Source organism: Maribacter sp. HS, from assembly GCF_048059195.1.
Taxonomy (GTDB): Bacteria; Bacteroidota; Bacteroidia; order Flavobacteriales; family Flavobacteriaceae; genus Maribacter; species Maribacter dokdonensis.
Map to the genome: position 1 here is coordinate 967176 of NZ_JAYLVV010000002.1, position 17743 is coordinate 984918.

At 37.4% G+C, this 17743-nt stretch carries 17 protein-coding genes; 14 read left to right on the forward strand and 3 right to left on the reverse strand.

Features of this window, described 5'->3' with window-relative positions:
* Window position 1: 1 nt before the first annotated feature.
* The 4 genes from VBZ51_RS04235 to VBZ51_RS04250 are packed head-to-tail and all read left to right on the forward strand — an operon-like array spanning window position 2 to window position 3512.
* The gene (locus VBZ51_RS04235) at window positions 2-496 is read left to right on the forward strand and encodes a VOC family protein (protein ID WP_099190165.1); all 495 of its coding nucleotides are present in this window, start codon (window positions 2-4) and stop codon (window positions 494-496) included.
* A complete protein-coding gene (locus tag VBZ51_RS04240; RefSeq protein ID WP_416576155.1) occupies window positions 489-1454 on the forward strand; it encodes a 2-hydroxyacid dehydrogenase in 966 nt (321 codons plus the stop codon). Before VBZ51_RS04235 ends, VBZ51_RS04240 begins: the two co-directional genes overlap by 8 nt.
* Before the next feature lie 11 nt (window positions 1455-1465).
* Window positions 1466-1906 (forward strand): SRPBCC family protein, encoded by a 441-nt coding sequence (locus VBZ51_RS04245; protein WP_416576156.1) that lies wholly within the window; start codon window positions 1466-1468, stop codon window positions 1904-1906.
* Window positions 1907-1964: 58 nt separating this feature from the next.
* Entirely contained in the window at window positions 1965-3512 is a 1548-nt protein-coding gene (locus VBZ51_RS04250; protein ID WP_416576157.1) for a M20/M25/M40 family metallo-hydrolase, read from the forward strand.
* Window positions 3513-3521: 9 nt separating this feature from the next.
* On the opposite strand, the gene VBZ51_RS04255 is transcribed toward VBZ51_RS04250, so the two are convergent.
* Window positions 3522-6110: a cyclic nucleotide-binding domain-containing protein gene (locus VBZ51_RS04255; protein WP_416576158.1), complete on the reverse strand. Its 2589-nt coding sequence runs from the start codon at window positions 6108-6110 to the stop codon at window positions 3522-3524.
* A 202-nt stretch (window positions 6111-6312) separates the two neighbouring features.
* On the opposite strand from VBZ51_RS04255, the gene VBZ51_RS04260 reads away from it, so the two are divergent.
* From VBZ51_RS04260 to VBZ51_RS04270, 3 genes are read left to right on the forward strand one after another with little or no spacing between them, the layout of a single operon-like run.
* Window positions 6313-9468 (forward strand): WD40/YVTN/BNR-like repeat-containing protein, encoded by a 3156-nt coding sequence (locus VBZ51_RS04260; RefSeq protein ID WP_416576159.1) that lies wholly within the window; start codon window positions 6313-6315, stop codon window positions 9466-9468.
* 7 nt (window positions 9469-9475) lie between these two features.
* A complete protein-coding gene (locus VBZ51_RS04265) occupies window positions 9476-10048 on the forward strand; it encodes a pentapeptide repeat-containing protein (RefSeq protein WP_416576160.1) in 573 nt (190 codons plus the stop codon).
* 17 nt (window positions 10049-10065) lie between these two features.
* Entirely contained in the window at window positions 10066-10257 is a 192-nt protein-coding gene (locus VBZ51_RS04270; protein WP_074671402.1) for a DUF4177 domain-containing protein, read from the forward strand.
* Between the two features lie 57 nt (window positions 10258-10314).
* On the opposite strand, the gene VBZ51_RS04275 is transcribed toward VBZ51_RS04270, so the two are convergent.
* Window positions 10315-11589, reverse strand: coding sequence for a PQQ-dependent sugar dehydrogenase (locus VBZ51_RS04275; RefSeq protein WP_416576161.1), 1275 nt, complete (start codon window positions 11587-11589; stop codon window positions 10315-10317).
* A gap of 234 nt (window positions 11590-11823) precedes the next feature.
* On the opposite strand from VBZ51_RS04275, the gene VBZ51_RS04280 reads away from it, so the two are divergent.
* The 5 genes from VBZ51_RS04280 to VBZ51_RS04300 are packed head-to-tail and all read left to right on the forward strand — an operon-like array spanning window position 11824 to window position 13910.
* Complete coding sequence (locus VBZ51_RS04280; protein WP_416576162.1) at window positions 11824-12042, forward strand: DUF6500 family protein; 219 nt, start codon at window positions 11824-11826, stop codon at window positions 12040-12042.
* 6 nt (window positions 12043-12048) lie between these two features.
* Window positions 12049-12615, forward strand: a complete 567-nt coding sequence (locus VBZ51_RS04285; RefSeq protein ID WP_416576163.1) for a hypothetical protein — start codon at window positions 12049-12051, stop codon at window positions 12613-12615.
* A gap of 24 nt (window positions 12616-12639) precedes the next feature.
* Window positions 12640-13020: a VOC family protein gene (locus tag VBZ51_RS04290; RefSeq protein WP_416576164.1), complete on the forward strand. Its 381-nt coding sequence runs from the start codon at window positions 12640-12642 to the stop codon at window positions 13018-13020.
* 51 nt (window positions 13021-13071) lie between these two features.
* Window positions 13072-13563, forward strand: coding sequence for a DUF6265 family protein (locus VBZ51_RS04295; RefSeq protein WP_416576165.1), 492 nt, complete (start codon window positions 13072-13074; stop codon window positions 13561-13563).
* Window positions 13560-13910 (forward strand): hypothetical protein, encoded by a 351-nt coding sequence (locus VBZ51_RS04300; protein WP_058104174.1) that lies wholly within the window; start codon window positions 13560-13562, stop codon window positions 13908-13910. Before VBZ51_RS04295 ends, VBZ51_RS04300 begins: the two co-directional genes overlap by 4 nt.
* A 104-nt stretch (window positions 13911-14014) precedes the next feature.
* Here the strand turns inward: VBZ51_RS04300 and VBZ51_RS04305 are convergent, their stop codons facing one another.
* Window positions 14015-14479 carry a CBS domain-containing protein gene (locus tag VBZ51_RS04305; RefSeq protein WP_058104175.1) on the reverse strand — a complete coding sequence of 155 codons (465 nt, stop codon included), beginning with the start codon at window positions 14477-14479 and terminating at the stop codon, window positions 14015-14017.
* A gap of 120 nt (window positions 14480-14599) precedes the next feature.
* On the opposite strand from VBZ51_RS04305, the gene VBZ51_RS04310 reads away from it, so the two are divergent.
* Both VBZ51_RS04310 and VBZ51_RS04315 read left to right on the forward strand, forming a co-directional pair.
* Window positions 14600-16885: a M28 family peptidase gene (locus tag VBZ51_RS04310; protein WP_416576166.1), complete on the forward strand. Its 2286-nt coding sequence runs from the start codon at window positions 14600-14602 to the stop codon at window positions 16883-16885.
* Window positions 16875-17681, forward strand: a complete 807-nt coding sequence (locus tag VBZ51_RS04315; protein WP_416576167.1) for an SDR family oxidoreductase — start codon at window positions 16875-16877, stop codon at window positions 17679-17681. The genes VBZ51_RS04310 and VBZ51_RS04315 overlap by 11 nt, the downstream gene beginning before the upstream one ends.
* The last annotated feature ends 62 nt before the right edge of the window (window positions 17682-17743 follow it).

Sequence of the window (17743 nt, forward strand, 5' to 3'; positions counted from 1 at the left end):
TATGGCAAAGGCAGTACATATTAATCACGTTGCACTAGTGGTAAGCAATTTAGAAGAAGCTTGTAAATTTTACGAGGAAGAACTCGGTTTGGAAGCCATACCCGCATTCTTATTTGATTATCCCACGGCATTTTTTAAATTCAACGAGGAGCAACAATTACATTTAACCGAGTGGGAAGATGCGTATTCGTTTAGAGGTCACATCTGTGTTCAGGTAGATGACATCAATACCTTATTCTTTAGAATGAAAGAGCTCGGTGCCATTGATATAAAACCGTGGGGCAATGTACGTCAACTACCGGACGGCGCCATACAAATGTTTGTTCGTGACCCATCGGGGAATTTGGTAGAGCTCTCTTCCGTTCCCGGTGATTATATAGACCCAAAGATTTTTGAAGACGAGTTGTTCAAAGAAGGAATTTATGTCTCGGGCAGAAATGATTTCCGTGGATACAAATCCAAAGACGCCACGCTTTACCATAAATCAGATGAATAGAAAAAATATTCTTTTACTAGAAACGGTTGCCGAAGATGCTATGAGTATGTTGGAAAATGCTTCGGACATCAATATTTTGACAGGGTTTGATGAAACATCACTGAAGCATCAAATAGAAAACAACGTGATTGATGCCATCATTACACGAGGGAAGGGTCAAGTACGTGATTCGTTCATGGAACAGTTGCCCAATTTAAAAGTAATATCCCGTTGTGGTGTTGGTTTGGACAACATTGATGTATCAAGTGCCACCAAACGAGGAATCAAAGTAGTGAACGCCCCAAATTCCAATGCCGACACCATTGCAGAACACACTATTGCCCTGCTATTAATGCTTCAGCGGAATTTGTACAATGCCGTAACCATGGTCAAAGAAAATAGCTGGGGAGACCGGGGAACGTATGTTGGCGATGAAACCCATGGCAAAACTTTGGGGATTATCGGTATGGGAAATATTGGAAAAAAAGTAGCACATATCGCCAAGGCCTTAGGCATGAATGTCATTTATTGGAGCTCAAAAAAAGAAGATGTACCCTTCCCATTTGTAGAATTTCAACACCTTTTAACCACTTCAGACGCAATTAGCTTACACCTGCCTTTGACCTCTAAAACAGAAAAACTAATTGATTCCGCTGCCTTTTCATTAATGAAAACCAATGCGTTGTTGATCAATACCGCCAGAGGAGGAATCATAGATCAAAAGGAGTTGTTCACTGCCCTGCAAGGCAATAGCATAGCAGGTTTCGCTGCCGATGTTCTGGCAGATGAACCACCAGTGGAAAATGACCCATTACTTCAATTAAAAAATGTATTGATTACGGCACATTTAGGCAGCCTAACCAAAACAACGTATACTAAAATGTGTACAATGACGGTTAAAAATACCTTGGCAATTTTACGTAATGAAGCTTCTATGGAAAATTGTGTTTTTAATAAAAAAGAACTGGACAACAACTAAAGCATAATATTATGAGAAACAATGAACCTATAATTGTCACTCAGCTTTTTAACACTTCAATGGAGCAGGTATGGGAAGCATTGACACATGTGGAATACATGCGAAAATGGTACTTTCCTGTTATTCCGGACTTTAAGCCAGAAGTTGGTTTCACCACCAGCTTTCTTATTACCAACGAAGGAAGAAATTTTACCCACAACTGGGAAGTAATAGCAGTAACACCGCCATCAAAAATAAGTTATCGTTGGACGTTTGATGAATACCCCGGAGAAAGCATCAGTACTTTTGAGTTGTCCAAAAATGAACTAGGCACCCTTCTTACCCTTACCAGTGAAGTCATTAAAGATTTCCCGACCGATATTCCTGAATTTAAAAAAGAAAGTGGCAAAGCGGGTTGGGAGTATTTAATTCAGGAAAGTCTTGTCCAATTTTTAAAATCCCATAAATTTTAACAGCGGGCTATCGCCCTTAAATGAGTACCTTAGTTCAAAGAACTAAACTAACTTGAACATGAAAAAAGTACTACTCATTGGGGCATATTTCCTATGCTCTACATTTGCGATTTCACAAACGGTAGAAGATATGGTCAATGCCATAGAGAAAGAAGGCATTGAAAATTCTCAACTAGAACAATTGGCTTACGAATTAATGGACCTCAACGGTCCAAGATTAGTAGGTACGCCAGAAATGAAAAGTGCCCATGATTGGGCGGTAAACACCTACAAAAAATGGGGGATTTCTGCAGAAAACCAGCAATGGGGAACCTGGAAAGGATGGCAAAGAGGTATTACCCATGTAGATATGGTTTCACCTCGTGTAGCCTCATTACATGCAACACAATTGGCATGGAACCCAAGTACTAGCTCTAAAGGTGTTACGGCTTCATTAATTACACTACCAAGTTTTACAGATTCATTGTCCTTTGTAAAATGGCTACCTAACGTAAAAGGAAAAATAGTAATGATGAGCATGTTGCAACCTACGGGCAGACCAGATGAAAACTGGGAAGAATACGCAACCAAAGCATCTTTTGAAAAAATGAAAAGCGAGCGCGATTCATTGGAGAAAATCTGGAGACAGAATATTAATAATACGGGATATACCAGTAGAAACATCAATGCAGCATTTGAAAAAGCCGGTGCTGTAGGTATTGCTCAATCAAGATGGTCCGAAGGTTTTGGAGCCAATAAGATTTTTAGTGCAGGTACTGAAAAAATTCCTGCTGTTGATATTTCATTAGAAGATTACGGAATGCTGTACAGGATGGTAGAGCATGGTACGGATACCAAAATTAAAATAGTGGCAGAGTCAAAAGACTTGGGCGTTGTACCAACTTTTAATACCATAGCCACCATACCCGGCACCGAGTTCCCTGATGAATATGTGATTCTTTCCGCTCATTTTGATTCATGGGACGGCGGTACAGGAGCAACCGATAATGGTACAGGTACCATTACCATGTTAGAAGCAGCACGTATTCTGAAAAAAGTATATCCAAACCCAAAAAGGACTATTCTTGTAGGGCATTGGGGAAGTGAAGAACAAGGTTTAAATGGTTCTAGCTCATTTGTTGAGGATCACCCAGAAATTGTTGCCGGTGTACAAGCATTATTCAACCAAGATAATGGTACGGGCCGTGTGGTTCGCCTATCCGGGCAAGGATTTCTTCATGCATATGATTATTTAGGGCGATGGTTAGAAGCCGTACCGGAAACCTACAAAAACGAAATAGAAACTACATTCCCTGGTTCGCCCGGTCGTGGTGGATCAGATTATGCTTCTTTCGTAGCGGCAGGTGCCCCTGCGTTTTCGCTAAGCTCGTTGAGTTGGGATTATTGGAACTATACTTGGCACACCAATTTGGACACCTACGATAAAATTGTTTTTGACGATGTACGCAACAACGCCATATTAACTGCTATTCTTACCTATATGGCATGCGAAGACCCAGAAAAAACATCTCGTGAAAAAGCTGTTTTGGGCATTAACCCAAGATCAGGCAAAAAAGGAGAATGGCCAACACCAAGAACGCCACAACGTAAAGGCGGACAAGATTAACGGTACCATCTAAAACTGATTTTCAAGCTCAAGGCTATCCGCTGCCTGTAATGCTTTTTTAATAGCAGTACTCCACAGTGCATAGCCTTGCTTGTTCAAATGTAATCCGTCAGAAAGGTATAACTCTGGAATAGGCCTATTATCCGTAGTGATCATTTGTGCAAACACATTAATGTATTGGGAATTAAGCTCAGAAATAAAATATTTTGACAGCATTAAATTAGTTTCCATAATCAGCGGAATCAGATGTTCACGCTCTACACTTGGTTTTAAACTTATAAGCGCCAATTCTACATCTGGGTATTTATTCTTGATCAATTCTACCAGCTCCATACACCCAGAAAGAACTTCTTGGGGTGTCTTGCCATCATTTAAATCATTTTCACCGGCGTACAACACAATTTTAGACGGATTTGCCTCTACAAATATTTCATCAAAATAATGAATACACCAAGCAAAAGTAGAACCGCCAAAACCCAGGTTAACCACATTGAACGGGCTCAAGTCCCTTTTCATATTCACCCAAAGCCGTACAGATGAACTACCATAAAAGGCAATTAAATTATCTTGGGTAGGCAATTTGGCCACTCGTCTTTTAAGTCGCTTTATTTCATTACACCATATTGCGGGTGGCTCTTCTAAACTATCGGCACCTGAGCTAGATACGTTCAATTGCTCTGCTCTTTCAATTGCCGCTTGCACATACCCTTTATATTCCTCTTGGTATTGCTCCATAAAAGCATATAGATCTTCATCGTTTTTAGAAGGCACCTTTTCACTCAAAAGAAAAGGTTCTTTAATGGCACAATAATATAAAGATTTACCAATTCTGTGGTCAAAATTCACCATGACTATAGGAACAATGTATGGTTCCGGCTCTGTATGCAACGCTAATTTAAAAGCACCCATTTTAAATGGTCCAGGAGATTCCTCAGTTCTATAAGATGTACCTTCTGGGCTTATGATCAGGTTATATTCCTGCTTTAAGTGCTTAGAAGCCTCGCTATAAAATATGCTTCGCGCCTGTTCCTTTTTATTACTTGTCGTTTGTTCAGATTCTTTGGTGTAAACATTGATATAGCCTAGATTATTGTAATAATTTTGATGTCCATACTCCTGTCCTTGCCCAATACGAACAGTTCTAATACCCGGTTCTCCATATTTCTTATACAGTACCATAGCACTTAGAAAATGAGAATCTAAGGTTATTTGAAAATTATTGTTCAAGGTATAATGTGCATCATTGATCAGGTGATTATAAATGAAGATATTCCCTGTTTTATCAGGTAAATTATCCCATCCTTCAATAATGTAGGGTACGTTTTTAAAGACCTTCATAGTCAATTCCGCACATACCTTTCTATTCAGCATTACATCATTACTATTCTTTTCCGCAACGTTTTCATACATCTGCTGTAACCCACTGACAAAATCGTGCTCCTTTTGATCTTCACCCAATAATTCTAAACTCAATGAAGCTATATGACGTTCTAACGCTGTACCGTTTTTTAACAAATTTGCAAGTGCTTCATAAGCAAATTGCTTTGTAGTCATACTCTTTAAAAGATGTGGCACTTGGTGTAAAGGCGATGAAAGCAATAAGCGCGATTTGTTGTTCTTGATCAATTGATATACGGCTTGCAAACTATGTTTTCCCAACAAACCAACATACCTAACAAATGCCGCATTCAGTTGGTTGCCCATGAGCCAAAGCAACCGTTGATAAAATTGACCTTCAAAAGCATCATCTCTCTGAAACAATTTCATGAGATCACATTCCGGTATAAAATAGGCAGATGTCTTTGTATTGGTAATCGCAGAACAAATATCTTTCTCCCTTAAAAGACAAGACCACCCAAAAACAAACCCAGAGTTTTTTATAGAGCGTTGTTTAATTTCAATGGTATTTTCAATTCTTTTTATAGTAACCTCGCCATGAATTAGAATAAATAACCCGTTACTAGAACCGTCTTGCACATACAACACCTCATCTGGTTCATATTCACGCCTTTCCGCCAAGGCGGCCAGTGCCATTAAATTTTTCTCCTCAAAAAAATCTAAAAACGGAGAACGTCTCATCAATGAGACTATTTCTTCTTGTTCCGTTACCGGGGAAATAAAAAACTGCCTATCCTCTACAAAAGGCTGAAACCTTGCCGGGCTCAACAATTCCGTTTGTTTCAATAATGCAGTACGCAAAACGTGATATAACTTGGCACCTATGTTTTTCAACAGAACGTTTTGGTGCCCCTTTTTTAAGTATGCATCAAGATCGTTAAAAGGAATTTCAAAGAATGAAGCTTTTGCAGACGCCACCGTTGCTTTATAAGTAAAGCGTTTAGGCGTGTTAAATCCGTTTAAACCAATAGTTGAAAATGGTTCTGAATTTTGGCAAACCAAGATATCGCTCTCTGGGCTATCTAAAGAAATATAGTAATTGACGCTTCCTTCAATAAGCCATCTAAAAGTGTTTACCTTTTTGTGAATATAACTAATAGCATACCCTTTTTCGTATGTTTTTATTACTCCTTTTGGGAAGTATTCCTTAAGTTTTTCAGTACTTATTTCTTGTCTTAAAAGTCTAGTTTGGTGTGTCATGCGCCTTCTAACTTAACCAGATTAAACCTAAAAAAGAAACCCTACACACATTAAAATCAATTTATCATTTTAAGAAAATAATATTGGTCAAAACCATAAAAATGGCACCCTTAAAATTAGAATTACCAAATTAAATTTTCCCACTCACTTTTTACAAAGGCTTTTGTTATCTTACCTACTCAACAACTAATTTGACCACACCATGAAAACCATCAAATTTCTATTTGTGCTATTGATGATTGCACCTATGACCTTACAATCTCAACGTAGAAAAAGTAAAATCACCCAACCATCAATTACATTAAATGACTCTGTTTTTACAGGATTAAAATGGAGAAATATTGGTCCATTTAGAGGAGGTAGAAGTGTAGCATCAACCGGTGTGGTCGGTCAACCCATGGTGTATTATATGGGAACCGTTGGTGGTGGAATTTGGAAAACCACGGATGATGGAATCACATGGAAAAATGTTTCGGACGGATTCCTAAAAACGGCAACCGTTGGCGCCATATCTGTATCTGAAAGTAATCCGAATATTGTAATTGCCGGCATGGGAGAACATGCGGCAAGAGGTGTGATGACCTCTATGGGAGATGGTGTTTACAAATCTACCGATGCGGGTAAAACTTGGAAACACATAGGGCTAGACAAAACACGGCACATTTCTGATGTCATTATTGACCCTACAGACCCAAACATCATTTTTGTTTCGGCACAAGGTGCACAATATGGACCTTCTACTGAAAGAGGCATTTATAAATCTACCGATGGCGGTGATACTTGGAAAAATGTACTTTTCCTAGATAATACTACTGGAGCATCTGGTCTTACAATGGATATGACCAACCCAACCATACTATATGCCGCTATGTGGCAACACAGACGATATCCCTGGACAATGGAATCTGGTGGAAAAAACTCAGGTATCTATAAATCTACCGACAGTGGTGAAACTTGGCAGCAATTAACCGAGGGGTTACCAAAAGAAATGGGTAAAATTGGTATTTCTGTATCTAGGGCCAACCCTGAACGTGTATTTGCAGTGATCGAGGCAGAAGGAGAAAAAGGCGGAGTATACCGTTCTGATGATGCCGGTAAAAAATGGAAATTGATCAATAAAGACCGTATTAATATTGCCCGGTCTTGGTACTATATGGAAATTTTTGCAGACCCCCAGAATGAAGATATTGTCTATGTGCTAAATGCACCGGTCACAAAATCAATAGATGGCGGTACATCTTTTTCACCGTTGCCAACACCACATGGCGATAATCATGACTTATGGATAGACCCTTTGAACAACAAGCGCATGGTAAACTCTAACGATGGTGGTTCTAACGTTTCCAATAGCGGTGGAAAGAGTTGGAGTACGCAACAAAATCAAAATACCGCTCAATTTTATAGGGTGATAACGGACAATTTGGTACCGTACAATGTCTATGGCGGGCAACAAGATAATTCTACCGTTGCCATTGCGTCAAGAACAAACGATAACGGAATAGATTGGAAAGATTGGTACGCAGTTGCAGGTGGAGAAAGCGCCTTTTTAGCTTTTGACCCAGACGACCCAAAATTAATTTATGGTGGCACATACCAAGGAAATATCGACAAGTGGAACGCAAGTACCAAAGAGTCAAAACCCATTAAAGAATACCCGGAATTAGGTTTAAGTATATCACCAGAAAATGCAAAATACCGTTATAATTGGAATGCCCCAATTATTACCTCTCCACATGACAGAAAAACAATTTACCACGGCGGCAATGTAGTTTTTAAATCAACCGACGAAGGTCAAAGCTGGTCAGTTATTAGTCCTGATTTGACCCGTAATGAAAAAGATAAGCACGGACTTGGCGGTAGACCCTTTACCAATGAAGCCGCAGGAGGTGAAATTTATAACACACTTACCTATTTGACAGAATCTCCACATGAAGAAGGCGTAATTTGGTCCGGTAGTGATGATGGTTTGGTACATGTAACCAAAGATGGTGGTGCCAATTGGTCAAATGTTACTCCTACAGACGCCATGGAAGGGATTATTAATAGTATTGAAGTATCTCCACATGATCCGGCAACAGCTTACATCGTTTTAATGCGTTATAAGTCGATGGATTTCAAAAATTACATTTACAAGACTACGGACTATGGTACTACTTGGACAAAAATCACCAATGGCATTACCGGTGACAACACCTTTACCAGAGTGGTTCGTGAAGATAAAAAGGTAAAAGGTCTACTATATGCGGGTACCGAAACGGGCTTGTTTGTTTCTTTAGATGATGGCACGCATTGGCAACCTTTACAGTTAAATTTACCTTTAACCCCTATTAACGACCTTATTATTCAAGATAATGATTTGGTTGCTGCAACGGCCGGTCGTTCATTCTGGATCTTGGATGATTTAGCCGCTTTACAAAATGCCAGTGCACCAAAACAGGCATTGAACATTTTTAAACCCAAAGACACCTATTTATTCATTGGAGGATATAGCGAAAAACCCGTGCCAGGCTTAGGAAGCAACCCCAAAAGCGGCGTTACTTTTGATTATTACCTGAACGAAGCACAAGATAGCACTGAGCTAAAATTAGAAGTTTTAAAAGATGGAGATGTAATACGAACGATTACCAATAAAAAAGACAAAAAGTTTAGTTCTTGGCCAGGCGGACCATCAAAACCAGCCGTATTGCCTTCTAAAAAAGGATATAACCGTTTTACTTGGGATTTTAAAAGAGACCCACTACCCGCAGTTGACAAAGTATTTGTACTGGGCGGATTAGATGGTTCTATTGTTGGCCCAGGAGATTACCAACTTAGACTTATATTAGAAAATGAAACCGCAGAAACCTTGGTAAGTATTTTACCTCTCCCCAACATTAAAGCGACCATGGCAGATTATGAAGAGCAACAAAATATGTTGAAAACCATAGAAGCTACCGTAATAGAAATACATACTGCAGTGAATGATATGCTATCAGCAAAATCTCAATTAAAACAGTATAATCAATTACTTGAAGACCACACAAAAGCAGAAGCACTTTTAAAACAAGGCGATTCTTTGATCAAACGAATTTCATCTTGGGAAGAAAATCTTATTCAGCCCAACCAAAAAACCTTTCAAGATGTTATAAATTTCGAAAATAAACTAAACGCGCAATTATTGAATTTAAGAGGATATATTGACGTAGCAGAACCCAGAGTTACAATGGGCGCAAAAGAAAGATTGCGTGATTTACTTGCTATATGGGGCAGTTTTAAAACAGAACATAATGCTATCATCAATACAGAAATGAAGGCATATAATACCCTATTCCAAAGTTTAGAAATCCCTGCAATTATATTACCGCAAGCACAAAATTAAAATTGAGTTGGAAAAACTAATACTAGACCAGACTTTTAAAGGAGAAAATTATACCATTTCCCGTTTGCCACGTGCAGAATATGAAAATTGCATTTTTGAAAGATGCGATTTTTCCAAAGGATACTTGGACAACCAAATCTTTTTGGAGTGCGAGTTTATAGATTGTAACTTAAGTAATGTGAATTTGGTAAACACCACTTTTAAAGAAGTCAAATTTTCACATTGCAAACTTATGGGTTTAGCATTCCACACGTGTAACAGTTTTTTAATGGACTTCTCCTTTTATGATTGTAATTTGAATTTTTCCATATTTTCCGAATTAAAATTAATTGGTCAGGTATTTAAAGCCTGTAACCTTTCAGAAGCAGATTTTAGTGACTGTGATCTAAGTAATTCCAAGTTCGTAGATTGTAATTTAGAACGTACCATTTTTTCAAGAACCAATTTACAAAAGGCAGATTTTAGCACAGCAACCCATTTTAACATAGACCCAGAAAACAACATGGTAAAAGGCGCCATCTTTTCCAGTGACATGCTAGAAGGTCTATTGCATAAGTATAAATTGAAGATATTGAAGTAATTTTAAATTATAAGTATATGTATGAATATCAATTTGTTAAAATAAACCTTGGAGGCATTTTTACCGCAAAGCCCAGCTCAAATTATAAAGAAATTATATCATCTAAAGCAAAGCAAGGGTGGCGATTTGTTCAAATTTTCGCACCAGCGACCTCAGGGTATGGAGCCGCATCTTACTTTGAATTGATTTTTGAAAAAAAGGTAGACTAGCATCGTCATCCATTTTAAACGCTCTAACTGTCCAATTCGTAAAGTGATATCCGCTAATTATTCAACTGCCGAAACCCTCCAAATAACACCACCGTCATCATCATTTACCAAAAGAGATCCATCTGGGGCAACGGTAACTCCAACTGGTCTACCATACACTTCACCAGCTGCTTCATCAGCAATAAAACCAGTTAAAAAGTCAACTGGTTTTTGGGGTATACCGTTTTGAAAAGGGACGAATACCACCTTATAACCAGCAAATTCCGCTCGGTTCCATGAACCATGTTGACCAACAAATGCTCCATTTTTATACTTCTCAGGAAATTGTGAAGCGGTATAAAACGTAAGCCCTAAAGAAGCGGTATGGCTACCCAAAGGCACATCGGGAACTATGGTCATATCTACAAGGTTTTGGTGCGGATCATCTTCCCATCTTGGATCATTTATGTTTCCATAATAACTATAAGGCCATCCATACCACCCTCCTTTTTTCACACTGGTTAGGTAATCGGGCACTAAATTATTACCAATCTTATCACGTTCGTTAACAGCCGTCCATAATTCACCAGTAACCGGGTTCCAATCCATCCCCACCGGATTACGTATACCACTTGCGTATATTATTTCGTCAGACCCATCTGTATTTACCTCTAAAATGGCAGCACGTCTTTCCTCCTTATCCATACCCTGCTCCCCCACATTACTTGCCGATCCAACCGAGATATATAACTTGCTACCTTCCTTATTCGCTATAACATTACGTGTCCAATGGTTATTATAACCACTTGCAGACAAAGCAACTATTTTTTCCCCTTCCCCTTCAAGCTTGTTCTGACCTTCCTTGTAGGCATACCTATAAAGCCCATCTGTATTAGCGATATAGAAATATCCATCTAAAACCAACATCCCTAAATTTTGATTCAGTTGATCTTTAAACACATGTCGTTCATCTATTACACCATCCATGTCGTTATCACGTAATAATGTAATCCTATCAGCGCTATTTTTCGTGTTAGATTCTGCGACAAAAATGTCATTATTAGGTGCAACGTATGTCCACCTCGGATGATCCAAATCTTGAGCAAATATTGCAACTTCAAAACCCGTTGGGGCTTTGGGCAATTTGTTTGATGACCACGCTATAATTTTACTGTTTTTAGTAACCGATTCAGATGAATATGGAGGTACTAATTCCAAAGGTCCAATAGCGGTTTCCACAACCGATGATCCCGTATTTCGCCATTTTTCTTTTGAATTTTCAGTCAACTGTTTTTTACTACTACAGCTCATTAAAATTGTAGTGGACGCTAGTATATATAGAATTGTTTTCATAGTATAGGTTTACTCTCAAAATTATAGCAACCGTATTAAAAAGTATATCATATACATCTGTTTATAAATACTTTAACAGATTTATAGAAAAAGTTTAAAATATTGATTATTAAGACTCTAAACAGGTAAAATTCAATTTTTTAAGGTTAATATTATTCATTTTAATTGAGTAGCGAATCAAGTTAATTTGAGCCCAAATTTTAAATAATTAACTTTCTTTCATAATTAGGATTGATGACCAAAGAAATAAAAGCAAAAATCATTCAAGTTTGCGATGCTAAAATTGCAGCGAAAGGGGAAAACGTAGGGCTGTCTTTCTATGCCTTTTTTAAAAATAAAAATGACCATCCAGAACTTTTGATGGAAGTTGCCCAATGGTGGATATTAGAAAACAAGTTAGACCATTTTGAGAAGGCGATAAAGATAAGGGATATGATAAAATCTTTAAATTAACCTGTAATGAAAAACAGTTTTCATGTGCTACTTCTACTGTTGTTTCTAACTAGTTGCCAGCAACAAAATGTCAACCGTACCGCAGTAGTTAAATCATATTACAGTGCTTTTGATTCAGGAAATTACAATGCTTTAAAAGCAATTACCAATGATAGTGTTACAATAATTTCTGGCGACTTTACAACAAACTATGATAAAGAAGCTTTTTATGAATTCTATAAATGGGATTCCATTTTTAAACCTACTTACAACACTATTGAAATAGAAGAAGAGAACAATACTGTTTTAGTTACCGTTGCTCAAAAAAATAAAAGAAACAGTTTTTTACAAAACAACCCTCTAAAATTTAAGGTCAGGGTTTCATTTACCAGTGGAAAAATCTCCAAATTAGAAGAACTTGAATATATCAGTGTTAATTGGAATGAATGGAACCAGCAAAAAAACGCCTTAGTAGAATGGGTACAACTGAATCATCTAGAATTAGATGGTTTTGTGAATGGCATGACCATGAAGGGAGCTATGGATTATTTGAAAGCGATTGAATTGTATGAGAAAAAGGAATTATTGAACTAAGTTACTTTTATTTGAAAACGTGAAATGAACAAAATACACCATACCGCTATCATTTGCTCCAATTACAAAATTTCCAAAAAATTCTACACCCATGTTTTGGGCTTAGAAATAATTCGTGAGGTGTATCGCCAAGAACGACAGTCTTATAAATTGGATTTAGCTTTGAACGGAGATTATATTATTGAGTTGTTTTCTTTCCCTAATTCACCAAAGAGACCTTCAAGGCCAGAAGCATGTGGTCTACGACACTTGGCTTTTGAAGTAGATGATTTAGAAAAGATAATTGCCCATTGCAAATCCTACAACGTCATTGCAGAACCTATTAGAATTGATGAGTTCACCAACAAACGATTTACTTTTATTGCAGACCCTGACAACCTTCCTATAGAATTTTACGAAAAGTAAACCAATCCGTTTGTAAACGTTTAATTTGTATATTGTTACAAATACCGAAGTATGAAAATTCTACTATTACTCTTTCTATCGGCCACTGCTATGGTCCATGCACAGAACACCATATCCTTTGAGCCTGAAATGACAAGTCCTAAAGCCAAATTAAGTCAGATAGAATGGCTGGCAGGTCATTGGAAAGGAGAAGCATTTGGTGGCATTGCTGAAGAAATATGGAGTCCTCCTACAGATGGTAGCATGATGTTTTCTTTCCGACTAATTGATAAAGGCGCTGTAAGTTTTTATGAATTCGGACACATTATCGAGGTAGATGACACATTATTATTACAACTAAAACACTTTGATGGTGATTTGGGCGGTTGGGAACAAAAAGATGAAACCGTAGATTTTATATTGGTAAAAGTCGAAGAGAATAAATTTTACTTTGACGATTTTACTATTGAACGTATTTCTGATACAGAGATAAACATGTATGTGGAAGTCAGTGAAGAAGAAGGCACATCAAATGAAATAACTTTCAACTATCACAGACAATGAAAAGAGAATGTTTAGAATGCGGTTCAGAAGTTATTGGTAGAATAGATAAGAAATTCTGCAATGATTATTGCCGCAACATATATAATAATAAAGTAAACCCTGCTAGCAAGCAGCTTATAAGAAATATCAATAATAGGCTACGTAAAAATTACCGAGTACTGGATAGTTTTCAATTAAAGGATGGAAAAACCAAAACCACGGGCACACGCTTGATCGATAAAGGCTTTGACTTCAATTATGTTACCAATTTATATACCACCAAAAAAGGTACTACCTATTACTTTCTTTATGATTTAGGATATCTCCCATTGGATAATGATTTCTATATGATAGTAAAGAGAGAATAGCAAGCCCCCTAGCCCCCAAAGGGGAATATTATTGATATAAAAAAGGTTTCCTAATAGGAAACCTTCATGTATTTTAAGCTCCCCTTTGGGGTTGGGGGCTAGCTCTATTTCCAATTATGACCACTTAATTTTAGAGCGGCCACAACAATGTCTTTTCTACTAATTTGCCCTACTAAGATATCATTACGCATTACAGGTAATCTTCTTCTGTTGTGCTGGGCAAAAATACCCGCAGCATCAAAAATGGAGATATCATGCGGAATAGTTTCCACCGTTTTGGTCATAAACTTCTCAACACTTTTATCTAAAATAGGCTGATTGAAATACCTACTTTCAGAAATTTGTTTCATACAATCGGCTTCAGAAATGATACCTACTAGAAAACCGTTGCCGTCTAAAACAGGTCCACCAGAAATGCGATGTTTGGCAAATTTCTCCATAACGTCTAAAATTGAATCATCTGGCGAAAAAGTGATTAACTTAGTGGTCATGTAATCGGCCACAAGAATTGGTGCTTCAAATTCTTTTTTAAATACCTTTCTAACGCCTTGAAAGCTTTTGATTCCCATGATAGTATGTTTAGAGGTTGATTACTAAAGATAATAAATAAAATGAAATTTGCTAATAATTTTCGATGTATGTCAATTAATACTCAAAATTTTAATACATTTTAAAAGAATATCGCAATTATGAAAAAAACACCAACCGTATTAACCCTACTACTTATTATTCTTGCCACTTATTGGAGTTTTAGAGTGCTTTTACCTCAATATACGGAAGGGGAAACCGTTGCTGAGACTCAGTTTTCAACAGACAGAGCCTTAGTACATGTAAAAGAAATGTCTAAAGAACCACATGGTGTTGGTTTTCCTGCACATACCACGGTACGTAATTATATAACAGAGCAACTACGATCGTTAGGGTTAGAAACTACATTACAAGAGGGCTATACGGCCGGGGATTGGGGCAACCTAAGCAAAGCCGAAAATGTACTTGCTAGAATTAAAGGCACCGAATCTGGAAAAGCACTTTTGTTATTGAGCCACTATGATAGCAATCCTCATTCATCATTAGGTGCCAGTGATGCTGCAAGTGGAGTTGCCACTATCATAGAAGGTATACGTGCATTTTTAAAAACTAACACACCACCAAAAAACGATATCATAATTTTAATTTCAGATGCCGAAGAATTAGGGCTCAACGGAGCAGACCTTTTTGTTGATAAGCATGAATGGTTAAAAGATGTGGGGCTAGTGCTCAATTTTGAGGCTCGCGGTAGTGGCGGACCAAGCTATATGCTCATGGAAACCAATAGGGGAAACAGCAGGTTAATTTCTGAATTTATAGCCGCTAAACCTGATTACCCCGTAGCAAATTCATTGGCATACAGTATATACAAAATGTTACCTAATGACACTGACCTAACCGTATTTAGGGAAGATGGCGATGTTCAGGGCTTCAATTTTGCGTTTATAGATGATCATTTTGACTATCATACCCAAATTGATAATTATGAAAGACTAGATAGAAATACGCTTGCACACCAAGGTAGTTACTTAATGCCCTTACTAAAGCATTTTAGCAACACTGACCTCACGAATTTGAAAAGTTTAGATGACAATGTGTATTTTAACGTTCCCTTTTTTAAAATGGTTTCTTATCCGTTTAGCTGGATCATGCCAATGTTGATACTTGCCATTCTCATTTTTATTTTATTACTGATTTTAGGATTCAAGAAAAAAGTATTGAATGCCAAAGATGTATTCAAAGGATTTCTACCTGTACTATTAACCTTAGTTGTCAATGGCATTGTTGGGTATTACAGTTGGCAATTTTTAAAATGGGTGTATCCTGGGTATACTGATATTCTTCATGGTTTTACATACAACGGTCATGCCTATATCTTTGCATTCGCCCTATTCTCACTTAGCACATGCTTCTATGCGTATTATAGGTTTAGAGTGATCAAGACAGCTAATCTGTTAGTTGCCCCGTTTATTATCTGGATAATTATTTGTGGCTTGGTTGCCTTATATTTAAAAGGAGCCGCCTTTTTTATTGTGCCTTTATATAGTTTTTTGGTCGCATTTTATGTTCATATCAACCAGAAAAATCCGGATCCGTTTTTATTGTTGTTCTTAGGTATACCGGCACTGTTCATATTTGCTCCGTTCGTACAAATGTTTCCTGTTGGCCTAGGGCTTAAAATGATGGTTGCATCTACCCTATTTACTACACTCATCTTCTTTTTGTTACTGCCATTAATATCAAAATACAGAAAAAAGGGTGCTTTGGCATTTTTAAGTTTTCTGTTGTTTGCCGGTTTTATGGTATCGGCCCATATGGATTCTGGGTTTACTAAAGATAGACCTAAACCAACAAGTTTATTGTATGTATTAAATGCAGATGACAATACAGCTATGTGGGCAACCTATGAGCATAAATTATCTGATTGGACCGCACAATACATCATAGATAAGCTTGCTGTACCACCACAAATAAACGAAACCATTAGCAGTAAATATGGAACTGATTTCACCTATACATATGAAGCTCCACTTAAAAACATTCCAAAACCTACTATTGAGGTACAGTTAGACACTGTAATCAACAGTGTACGTTCTATACGATTATGCATCACGCCCAATAGACCAATAAATCGTTTGGAAGTTTTCACTAATCCAGTTGACATCCTGAAGGCAGATGTAAACGGTATTCAATTGTCTGACCATTTTCTACAAAACAGAAATAGTGGTAGATTGATTACCAACTACATCAGTGATAAAAATTTTACCGATATTAATTTAGAATTTCCGGCAGACTCCCCTTTAGAACTGACATTTTACGAAGCCTCTAATGATTTATTAAACAACGAATTATTCTCTATACCTGAACGTAGAGAAGATCAAATACCAATGCCTTTTGTGTTGAACGATGCAATAGTAACCGTACAAAAATTAAAATTTGGTCAATAAAATAGGAATAATAGGTTGTGGTTGGCTTGGGTTGCCCCTAGCCGAAAGTTTAGTGATCGGCGGTTTTGAAGTAAGGGGAACTACCACTTCTAAGAACAAAATGGCCGTTTTAGAGGAAAAAGGGATCCAACCATTTCAAATTTCCATTTCCGAGAAGGAAATCAATGGAGATATCCATACTTTTCTTTCATCCATAGAAGTCCTAATTATAAATATTCCGCCTAAACTGCGTGGCAAAGGTCCCAAGGAAAGCTATATTGATAAAATAAAACTACTGTATCTGGCCATTAAAAAGTCTGACGTAAAAAATATCATATTCGCCAGCAGCACCGCTGTATATGGTGATGCAAAAGGTATCGTGACCGAAGAAACCAAGCCCCTACCTACTACAGCATCTGGCATACAACTACTGCAGTGTGAAAACCTACTGAAAAACGACAAAGAACTGAATACCGTTATTATTAGATTTGGTGGGTTAATAGGTCCTGATAGGCACCCGGTAACGATGCTATCCGGCAGGCAAAATCTTAGTAACGGAGATGCCCCTATCAATTTAATTCACTTGGATGATTGTATCGGTATCATTAAAACGATTATTGAACATAAGCATTTTAACGATGTCTTTAATGCCGTATATCCAGAGCATCCTACTAAAAAAGAATACTATACCCAAGCAGCCATAAAGAGAGGCTTGGAACCACCCACATACCATTCCACCGGCAAAAACCTTAAATTAATTCAATTTTGTAAGATTTTTCTTATTAACAATTATCATTTTCATACCCCGCTAAATTGATCATTTACAACACTAGAATATCCTTTCACAACAAAACCTGAAAATCAGCGTTAATATAATGT